We start from the raw sequence: 1,874 nt of genomic DNA, 5'->3' as shown, positions 1-1,874 counted from the left end.
AGCTTGCACAATACCCTGCAGCAAATGATGCTGATAGACCATAATAAGATACAAGTGCATCGGTATTGGCTTTGCCGGCCATATCATCAACCTGAGCGTTTATGTCCCAACCTGCCCATGGTGCAACCGTTACGTTAGGAACCAAAACGCTCGTTGATGAATAGGGTATCTTTTCGCCTCTATTTAGTGACAATAAAAGCAATCTATCCAATAGTTTACCAACGACTATTGCGATTACATAAGATTTAAGCGATTGATCTATATTATCTTTAGGCATGATACCAATCTTGCCATCTTTATAATAGATAACATCTCCAATGTTTGCTTTTTCCCATTTTGAACTTTCGTTAGTCATCAATATCCTTTTCGGCATAGCTCAGTTATTTTCCATTTTGATACATTAAACCCTAAATACATACTTGCTATGGATATAGCGCACTGAGATAGCAGTTACCTTGCCCTGCTGGCAAGTAACAGATGTTTCGTTGCTCTGGCAATTATCTGCGTTTGGTAAAGGCTGATCAAAGTCAGCCGACCCGCTATTAAGGATGTCGATCATGTATTCCTCGCCCTCGGCAGGAGTGCTAGCAAACGAGATTGGACTGGCAGCCGAAAGAGTAGCCTTGATGGAGTAATTTGTAACTGGCAGATCGGTTAAGGTAGTGACGGTTGTTATTGGAGTAAACAATACCACTTTTTTATAGTAATTAATCATCTGAACTCAAATCCATGTAAGCTACCTGAGAGAGTTCTTCCATTTCATCGCAAAAATCCTCATTACAGCAGGTTTGAATTTTCTGTCTCACAATATTACATGCTGCTTGAAATCCAGCCATGTAATCTACTTGGGAAATGGTTCTCCCTGAGTATTTTTGTGCCATTTCAATTACTTCTTTCTTTTTCATACCTTCATTTATTTTTATTTTTGAATATATTACCTATCGTGTCGCATATATACCATATTACAATCAACAGGAACATTGCTAATCCTGCAGCTTCATCGTTATATGTATGTATTAGTTCAAAAAATTCTCTCATAACTTCAATGTCTTTATCTGTCAGAATAATCCGGTTTCCAACTGATTTGAACATCTGCTTTTACTTTACCTGTACCATCGCAATAATCGCAAGTTTTGCTCTGCCAATGATTGTGCGCAACTTGTTCCGGGATAAAACTACCCCGCCCGTTACAAACGGGGCAAGTGTAGTTTCCAAATGTCATGCTCTCGTGTACCTGCTGGTATTCGGGAGGGGTAACATTGATTATGTGGTGTTGCTTACTCATTTTCGCTCTCCTTATCTTCGTTTGGCATGTATGGAAACACATCGATCAAAGGCGTTTCTTCCACGCCGATAATGGTGTAATCAGCCAGTGTACCTTTCATACCTTCCTCAAAAGAGGTAAGAGCCTCTTTTAAAAATGATGCTTGTACTAATATCTTTGCCGGAGTACGTTTTTCAGCGCCACTTTTTTCGTCCAGTGTAATAAAGTTGATACGAACTTTGTAAAAACGATCGCCATTTTCATTGAAGAACAATTCGCTGTAGTGGGCGCGTTTTATATCAGCCACCGTAAACTCACCGGATATAAACGGATGGATTTCTTCAATAATACGGGCTTCTGCCTCCGCAAAGGACAAAGCGTCTACTAAGTAGGGTTCTATTACTCTTTTTTGCATCCCGTTTTCTAATATCTTCTCAAAAGAGACTTTGCATGTAAACCAATTGTGCATCATAATTTTATTGTTTAAATAATTCAGGTTCCTTACTTTCTTTCGTGTATTCCAACAGACAGAGGTCTATTAGCTGAGTTTCCCAGTTGATACCGGGGCGGTTCTTGTACATGGTGCGGAAAAGTTGGCGGCAATCTTCTG

Annotated in this window: 5 protein-coding genes; all 5 read right to left on the bottom strand. The window is 39.6% G+C overall.

Annotated elements, in window-relative coordinates; translation table 11 throughout:
- The coding region (locus CTY47_RS16635) for a hypothetical protein (RefSeq protein WP_143813419.1) at positions 1-373 on the bottom strand (373 nt) is incomplete at its 3' end.
- Positions 374-707: 334 nt separating this feature from the next.
- Positions 708-905: a hypothetical protein gene (locus CTY47_RS16625; protein ID WP_099465898.1), complete on the bottom strand. Its 198-nt coding sequence runs from the start codon at positions 903-905 to the stop codon at positions 708-710.
- Positions 906-909: 4 nt separating this feature from the next.
- Complete coding sequence (locus tag CTY47_RS17555; RefSeq protein ID WP_262497736.1) at positions 910-1,038, bottom strand: hypothetical protein; 129 nt, start codon at positions 1,036-1,038, stop codon at positions 910-912.
- Between the two features lie 13 nt (positions 1,039-1,051).
- A complete protein-coding gene (locus CTY47_RS16865) occupies positions 1,052-1,285 on the bottom strand; it encodes a hypothetical protein (RefSeq protein WP_143813418.1) in 234 nt (77 codons plus the stop codon).
- Positions 1,278-1,733, bottom strand: coding sequence for a DUF4494 domain-containing protein (locus CTY47_RS16615; protein WP_099465900.1), 456 nt, complete (start codon positions 1,731-1,733; stop codon positions 1,278-1,280). Before CTY47_RS16615 ends, CTY47_RS16865 begins: the two co-directional genes overlap by 8 nt.
- Positions 1,734-1,874 lie beyond the last annotated feature (141 nt).

The sequence above is a fragment of the Parabacteroides provencensis genome, from assembly GCF_900232875.1.
Classification (GTDB): Bacteria; Bacteroidota; Bacteroidia; order Bacteroidales; family Tannerellaceae; genus Parabacteroides; species Parabacteroides chinchillae.
This window is presented reverse-complemented; position numbering and strand designations above follow the sequence as displayed.

Bases quoted from the DNA above. Each gene is read 5' to 3' on its own strand.
- CTY47_RS16625 (WP_099465898.1), bottom strand. From the start codon at position 905: ATGAAAAAGAAAGAAGTAATTGAAATGGCACAAAAATACTCAGGGAGA.
- CTY47_RS17555 (WP_262497736.1), bottom strand. From the start codon at position 1,038: ATGAGAGAATTTTTTGAACTAATACATACATATAACGATGAAGCTGCA.
- CTY47_RS16865 (WP_143813418.1), bottom strand. From the start codon at position 1,285: ATGAGTAAGCAACACCACATAATCAATGTTACCCCTCCCGAATACCAG.
- CTY47_RS16615 (WP_099465900.1), bottom strand. From the start codon at position 1,733: ATGCACAATTGGTTTACATGCAAAGTCTCTTTTGAGAAGATATTAGAA.